This window comes from Chloroflexus sp. (genome assembly GCF_056331925.1).
This window is the reverse complement of sequence record NZ_JBWGQH010000008.1, coordinates 125,207-131,551: the sequence shown is the minus strand read 5'-3', so window position 1 is coordinate 131,551 and position 6,345 is coordinate 125,207. Positions and strand designations below refer to the sequence as shown.

The 6,345-nt window shown below is 56.3% G+C and carries 14 protein-coding genes; all 14 read left to right on the top strand.

Translation table 11 applies throughout. From position 1 onward, the window contains the following. Positions 1-167, top strand: a 167-nt coding sequence (locus AC01ZF_RS06350) for an EF-Tu C-terminal domain-related protein (protein ID WP_476575213.1), incomplete at its 5' end; no start/stop codon positions are given. A gap of 64 nt (positions 168-231) precedes the next feature. Further along, positions 232-540: a 30S ribosomal protein S10 gene (rpsJ, locus tag AC01ZF_RS06345; RefSeq protein WP_012258230.1), complete on the top strand. Its 309-nt coding sequence runs from the start codon at positions 232-234 to the stop codon at positions 538-540. A gap of 109 nt (positions 541-649) precedes the next feature. Beyond that, positions 650-1,282 carry a 50S ribosomal protein L3 gene (gene rplC / locus AC01ZF_RS06340; RefSeq protein WP_015941738.1) on the top strand — a complete coding sequence of 211 codons (633 nt, stop codon included), beginning with the start codon at positions 650-652 and terminating at the stop codon, positions 1,280-1,282. A gap of 12 nt (positions 1,283-1,294) precedes the next feature. After that, positions 1,295-1,963 carry a 50S ribosomal protein L4 gene (gene rplD / locus AC01ZF_RS06335; RefSeq protein WP_015941737.1) on the top strand — a complete coding sequence of 223 codons (669 nt, stop codon included), beginning with the start codon at positions 1,295-1,297 and terminating at the stop codon, positions 1,961-1,963. A 3-nt stretch (positions 1,964-1,966) separates the two neighbouring features. Further along, positions 1,967-2,251: a 50S ribosomal protein L23 gene (rplW, locus tag AC01ZF_RS06330; protein WP_015941736.1), complete on the top strand. Its 285-nt coding sequence runs from the start codon at positions 1,967-1,969 to the stop codon at positions 2,249-2,251. A 78-nt stretch (positions 2,252-2,329) separates the two neighbouring features. Then, complete coding sequence (gene rplB, locus AC01ZF_RS06325; RefSeq protein WP_424675966.1) at positions 2,330-3,154, top strand: 50S ribosomal protein L2; 825 nt, start codon at positions 2,330-2,332, stop codon at positions 3,152-3,154. A gap of 54 nt (positions 3,155-3,208) precedes the next feature. Next, positions 3,209-3,496 (top strand): 30S ribosomal protein S19, encoded by a 288-nt coding sequence (gene rpsS, locus AC01ZF_RS06320; RefSeq protein ID WP_015941734.1) that lies wholly within the window; start codon positions 3,209-3,211, stop codon positions 3,494-3,496. An 89-nt stretch (positions 3,497-3,585) separates the two neighbouring features. Continuing rightward, a complete protein-coding gene (rplV, locus tag AC01ZF_RS06315; protein WP_015941733.1) occupies positions 3,586-3,927 on the top strand; it encodes a 50S ribosomal protein L22 in 342 nt (113 codons plus the stop codon). A gap of 14 nt (positions 3,928-3,941) precedes the next feature. Next, entirely contained in the window at positions 3,942-4,667 is a 726-nt protein-coding gene (rpsC, locus tag AC01ZF_RS06310; protein WP_424675965.1) for a 30S ribosomal protein S3, read from the top strand. Further along, a complete protein-coding gene (rplP, locus tag AC01ZF_RS06305) occupies positions 4,654-5,109 on the top strand; it encodes a 50S ribosomal protein L16 (protein WP_424675964.1) in 456 nt (151 codons plus the stop codon). Before rpsC ends, rplP begins: the two co-directional genes overlap by 14 nt. Further along, positions 5,096-5,302, top strand: a complete 207-nt coding sequence (rpmC, locus tag AC01ZF_RS06300; RefSeq protein ID WP_424675963.1) for a 50S ribosomal protein L29 — start codon at positions 5,096-5,098, stop codon at positions 5,300-5,302. The genes rplP and rpmC overlap by 14 nt, the downstream gene beginning before the upstream one ends. 17 nt (positions 5,303-5,319) lie before the next feature. Then, entirely contained in the window at positions 5,320-5,589 is a 270-nt protein-coding gene (gene rpsQ, locus AC01ZF_RS06295; RefSeq protein WP_015941729.1) for a 30S ribosomal protein S17, read from the top strand. A gap of 2 nt (positions 5,590-5,591) precedes the next feature. Continuing rightward, the gene (gene rplN, locus AC01ZF_RS06290; protein ID WP_015941728.1) at positions 5,592-5,960 is read left to right on the top strand and encodes a 50S ribosomal protein L14; all 369 of its coding nucleotides are present in this window, start codon (positions 5,592-5,594) and stop codon (positions 5,958-5,960) included. Further along, positions 5,960-6,292, top strand: coding sequence for a 50S ribosomal protein L24 (gene rplX / locus AC01ZF_RS06285; RefSeq protein ID WP_015941727.1), 333 nt, complete (start codon positions 5,960-5,962; stop codon positions 6,290-6,292). Before rplN ends, rplX begins: the two co-directional genes overlap by 1 nt. Positions 6,293-6,345: the final 53 nt, after the last annotated feature.

Here is a 6,345-nt window from a genome sequence, read left to right as displayed (position 1 = left end):
GGGCGATTAGCTTGCCGGCGGGGATGGAGATGGTGATGCCGGGTGACAACGTGGTGATGACGATTGAGCTGATTGTGCCGGTGGCGATTGAAGAGGGCCTCCGCTTCGCTATCCGTGAGGGTGGGCGCACCGTCGGTGCAGGTGTCGTTACCAAGATCCTTGATTAGCGATATGTGAACCGAGAACGGAGGCGTAGGCCTTACCTACGTCTCCGTCGATTGGAGAAAAACAATGGCTAAGCAAAAGGTTCGTATTCGCCTCAAGGCGTATGATCATAAAATTCTCGACCAATCTGCGCGTCAGATCGTTGAGGCTGCCGAGCGAACAGGCGCACTCGTCGCCGGGCCGGTACCACTTCCGACCAAGATCGAACGCTATAGCGTGATCCGGTCGGGATTCATCGATAAAGACTCGCAAGAGCAGTTTGAGATTCGTACTCATAAGCGGTTGATCGATGTCCTCGATCCAAGTCAACAAACAATTAACGCGCTGATGAAACTCAATCTGCCGGCCGGTGTCGATATTGAGATTAAGTTGTAGAAGAAAGTAGGTATCACTCCGACTGCGACGGCTTCGTTCTTGGACTACAGTTTCGGGGTGAGCCGGAAAGGCAGCCGCTGCGCATCGACGCATGCTGCGGAGGTACACTATGATTCACGGATTGTTAGGTCGTAAAATCGGGATGATGCAGTACTTCACCAAGGAAGGGAGGGCTATCCCGGTAACGGTTATTGCAGCCGGACCTTGCATCGTCACCCAGATTCGCACACCCGAACGCGATGGCTATAGCGCGGTGCAGCTCGGTTATGAGGAGGTAGAAGCGCGCAAGCTCACCAAGCCCCAGCAGGGTCATCTCAAGGCGTCGGGTGGTAAGATGTTGCGCTACCTCCGTGAGTTTAGCGCCGACGACCCACTTGCCCATAAACCCGGTGAAGTGGTGACGGTTGAACTGTTTAAGCCCGGCCAGAAGGTCGATATTTCAGGAACCTCAAAGGGTCGTGGCTTTGCGGGTGTCGTCAAGCGGCACGGCTTCCGTGGTGGCCCTAAGACCCACGGCCAAAGTGACCGCCACCGTGCTCCCGGTTCGATTGGAGCCGGTACCACCCCCGGTCGTGTATGGAAAGGCCAGCGTATGGCCGGTCGAATGGGCGGCGACCGCGTCACCATCCAGAATCTGGAAGTGGTTGAAGTACTGCCCGAACAGAATTTGCTACTGGTAAAGGGCTCCGTTCCCGGCGCCCGCAATGGCCTGCTTCAGATCCGCAAAGCGGTGAAGGGCTAAAGGGGTACAGCGATGCAGGCAACACTCTACAATCAGGCCGGAGAGCAGGTGGGCTCAATTGAAGTCAGCGATTATATCTTCGGCATCGAACCAAACGTGCCGGTGATGCATCAGTACGTGGTGATGCAAAACGCTAATGCCCGCCTCGGTACACACAATACACGCGGTCGTGGAGAAGTTAAGGGATCGACCCGCAAGCTCTACCGCCAAAAGGGTACCGGTCGCGCTCGCCAGGGATCGATCCGCGCACCACACCACAAAGGTGGTGGTGTTGCCCACGGTCCACACCCACGCTCGTATCGGGTCTCGATGCCGCGTAAGATGCGCCGGCTTGGGGTACGCTCGGCTCTGTCGGTAAAGTTCGCTGCAAACCAGATTCGCTTTATCGATGAGCTTACCTTTCCTCAGCCGCGTACCAAGGATTTCGTTGCATTCTTGCAAGCGCACGGTCTCGCCGATAAAAAGACTCTTGTTGTCATCGATAGCAAGAGCCCGGCCAACGAGAATCTGCGCCGCTCGGCCAACAATTTGCCGAAGGTGAAGACGTTGCTGGCTCACTATCTGAATGTTCGTGATTTGCTGGTCTACGACCACATCATCATGCCTAAAGCGGCGGTTCAAGTGGTCGAGAGTTATCTCGGCGAACGCTCTCGCTTGGCGGCGCCGGCGCAGGAGGGATAGACCATGCTGACGCCGTATGATATTTTGATTCGCCCGCTGATCACCGAGAAAAACACGAGTTTGATGGAACTCAACAAGTATACGTTTGAGGTCCATCGCAATGCGACGAAGCCGCAGATTAAGCATGCGGTAGAGACCATCTTTAATGTGAGGGTCACGAAGGTTCATACGATGAACGTGCGCGGGAAGCGCCGCCGGCGCGGTCAGTCGGTTGGCTATACCCGCGATTGGAAGAAGGCCATCGTCACACTTGCCGAAGGCGATCGGATCGAGATCTTCGGCGCCTAACGTCGCTGCTGCACTGAAAGCAGCGACCGGTATCGGTTCGCACTGAAGAATCGATACCGTTAGAGGGAGAGAAAAGTTATGGGTATTCGCGTCTACAAGCCAACCTCGGCCGGTCGCCGCAATATGTCGGTTTCGACCTTCGAGGAGATTACCAAGAAACGACCGGAGCCAGGCCTGATCGAGCCGCTACGCAAGAAGGCCGGGCGTAATAACCAAGGTCGTATTACGGTACGCCATCGTGGCGGTGGGCACAAGCGCTTCTATCGGATCATCGATTTTAAGCGCGATAAGTTCGGGATTCCGGCCAAAGTGCAGGCGATTGAGTACGATCCCAATCGCAGTGCCCGGATCGCGCTGTTAGCCTACGTCGACGGTGAAAAGCGCTATATTATTGCCCCACTCGGCTTAAAGGTCGGTGATACGGTGATGAGTGGCCCCAACGCCGAGATTCGGGTTGGGAATGCGTTGCCACTCGGTGCGATCCCGCTCGGTACCCAGATCCACAACATCGAGCTGGAGATTGGACGCGGTGGTGTGTTGGTGCGCGCTGCCGGTACTGCTGCCCAGTTGATGGCCAAAGAGGGCGATTACGCAACCATCCGTATGCCCTCCGGCGAAGTGCGCATGATCCACCTGCGCTGTATGGCAACGATTGGGCAAGTCGGGAACGTCGACCATCAGAACATCCGATTGGGTAAAGCCGGTCGCTCACGCTGGCTCGGTCGGCGGCCGCGCGTGCGTGGTGCCGCGATGAACCCCCGCGACCATCCCCACGGTGGTGGTGAAGGACGCGCGCCACGTGGTATGAGTACGCCAAAGACCAAGTGGGGGAAGCCGGCCCGTGGTGTCAAGACCCGTCACAATCCGCGCTTCGATCGCTTTATTATCCGTCGGCGCAAGTAACATTGCACTGCCGGGTGACGGTAGCTGTCGCCCGGCGCTCTGTGAGGAGGAACTATGTCCCGCTCGTCGAAGAAGGGGCCATACGTTGATATTAAGCTGCTCGATAAAATCGAAGCGATGAATAAGGCTAACGAAAAGCGGGCGATCCGCACGTGGTCGCGTGACTCAACCATCTTCCCACAGATGATTGGTCATACCATCCTGGTTCACGATGGCCGCCGCCATGTGCCCGTTTACATTACCGAAAATATGGTCGGGCATAAGCTGGGTGAATTCGCTCCTACCCGGTTCTTCCGCGGCCACGGTGGTAAGAAGGCCGATAAGCGCGGGAAAGTTAAGTAGTTCCCGCCAAGGGCCGATGGCATCATGCGCAAAACGTGGTACAATAACCCGCCTGTAATGATGCGTCGGGTAGCGATACGAGAAGAGCAATGGAAGCAAAAGCTGTAACTCGTTATGTGCGAATCTCGCCGCTGAAGGTTCGTCTCGTGATGGATGTTGTGCGTGGTATGCCGGTTGACCGCGCCTTGGCAACTCTACGCTATATGCCGCAAAAGGCAGCACGTGAAGTGGCCCGCACGCTCAAGTCGGCCATCGCAAATGCCGAGCACAACTTCGATATGAATCGTGACGAACTGTATATTAAGACCATCTACGCCGATCAAGGCCCGGTCTTAAAGCGGTTTATGCCGCGGGCACGCGGTATGGCGAATCGCATCCGCAAACCAACCACCCATATTACGGTGGTAGTAGCCGATAAGTCGGATTATTAAAGAGGGAGGCTCGCTTGGGGCGCAAAGTACATCCGATCGGCTTCCGGCTCGGTTATATCAAGGATTGGCAGTCGAAGTGGTTTGCCGAAGGCGAAACCTACACGAAGCAACTCCATGAAGATATCGAGCTGCGTAAGCTGATTAGCAAGGAACTGCAAAGCGCTGGCGTGTCGCGGATCGAGATTGAACGCTCGGCAAATAAGATCGAGATTTCGGTCTATACGGCTAAACCCGGAATCGTAATCGGGAAGCGCGGCACGAACGTCGATACGTTGAAGAGCGCGCTGGAGAAAAAAACGGGCAAGAAGATTAAGCTGAATATTAAAGAGATCAGCCAGCCCGAACTCGATGCTCAACTGGTGGCCGAAAGTATCGGTGAGCAGATCACCAAGCGCGTTAGCTACAAGCGTGCAATGAAGCAGGCCGTCCAGCGTGCAATGCGCTTGGGAGCGCAAGGCGTAAAGATCCGCTGCTCGGGTCGCCTCGCCGGCGCTGAAATGGCTCGCGTGCATGAAGAGGCAGAGGGCCGGGTTCCACGCCATACGCTGCGGGCCGATATCGATTATGCACAGGTGCATGCCCATACGACCTATGGCCGGATTGGCGTGAAAGTCTGGATTTATAAGGGAGATGTCTTCCCCAACCAGAGCGCCAAGGCCTCTGTCGAGCAGCCGGCGACCGCACCCGCGCCTGAACGGCGTGAACGCGCGCCGAGGAGGAATAGCAATGCTTCTGCCTAAGCGCACGAAGTACCGCAAAATGCAGAAAGGGCGCAGTCACGGCCTCTCCTACCGCGGCAATAGCGTTGCTTTCGGTGAGTATGGCCTGATGGCGCTCGAACCAAGCTGGATCTCTAGCCGCCAAATTGAGGCCGCCCGCCGCGCGATTACCAATTACGTCAAGCGTGGTGGTAAGGTCTGGATACGGATCTTCCCGGATAAGCCGATCACCCGCAAACCCGCCGAAACCCGTATGGGCGGTGGTAAGGGTTCGGTCGATCACTGGGTTGCCGTGGTCAAGCCCGGTCGCATTATGTTCGAGCTGGCCGGTGTGCGTGAAGATATTGCCCACGAGGCACTACGCCGTGCCGCTCAGAAGCTGCCGGTTAAGTGCAAAGTGATCGATCGCGAAGAGCAAGGTGCGACGGCAAGTGATCAGGAGGTGAGCAGTGAAAGCGAGTGAACTGCGCGCCCTTGATGATGCCCAACTCCGCGCAAAGCTGAGCGAGTATAAGGTCGAGTTGTTTAATCTGCGCTTCCAGAAAGCGACCGGTAAACTCACCAACACTGCTCGGCCTAAGCAGGTGAAGAAGGAGATTGCCCGCATCCTAACCATCCTGCGCGAGCGTGAGTTGGCGCAGGCCGAGCTCGGCTAGTAGATATGGAGCAGAGCATGATGACTGCGGAACAAAAGCGCAAAACGACGAAGGTTGGTCGCGTCGTAAGCGATAAAATGGACAAGACGGTAGTGGTTAAGGTGGATTATCTGAAACCCCACCCGCTCTACCGCAAGATTATTCGGCGCTCGAAGAAGTTTCACGCCCACGATGAGGAGAATACCTGTAAAGTGGGTGATGTGGTCCGGATTGAGGAGACCCGCCCGTTGAGCCGTACTAAGCGCTGGCGGGTTGTGGAGATTATTAAACGTGGCGAGGAGGCATAGCCATGATCCAGCCTCAGACTCGGCTGAAAGTCGCCGATAACACCGGGGCCAAAGAGATCATGTGCATCCGGGTCCTTGGTGGTTCACGGGTTCGCTATGGCCGGGTTGGTGATATTATCGTCGCCTCGGTGAAAGAGGCAACACCCGGCGGTCAGGTCAAGAAGGGTGATGTCGTCAAAGCAGTGATCATTCGTACCGCCAAAGAGTATGGCCGACCGGACGGTTCGCACATCCGCTTTGACGATAATGCTGCGGTGTTAATTGGGAAAGAGAATAACCCGCGTGGCACCCGCATTTTTGGCCCGGTGGCCCGTGAGTTGCGCGAGAAGCAGTTTATGCGGATCGTGTCGCTCGCCCCGGAGGTGCTGTGATGCATGTCAAGACTGGTGATGAAGTATTGGTCATTGCCGGTAAAGATAAAGGACGGCGTGGAAAAATTAAACGCGCGTTACCGGCAGTCAATCGAGTGGTGGTAGAAGGCTTGAATATTGTCAAGCGCCACCAAAAACCGCGTGGCCCCGGTCGCCCCGGCGGTATTGTGGAGATGGAAGCTCCAATTCACGTCTCCAATGTGATGCTGATTTGTCCGAGTTGTGGACGGGCGTCGCGGACCGGTAAGCGTTTCCTTGAAGAAACCGACCACAAGGGCCGGCCACGCAAGGTACGCTACTGCAAGGCCTGCGATGCCATTATCGATAAGTAGTCAGTTCAGGGCCGGCGCAGCCGTGACTGACGCCAAGCCCCTGGAGAAAAAGC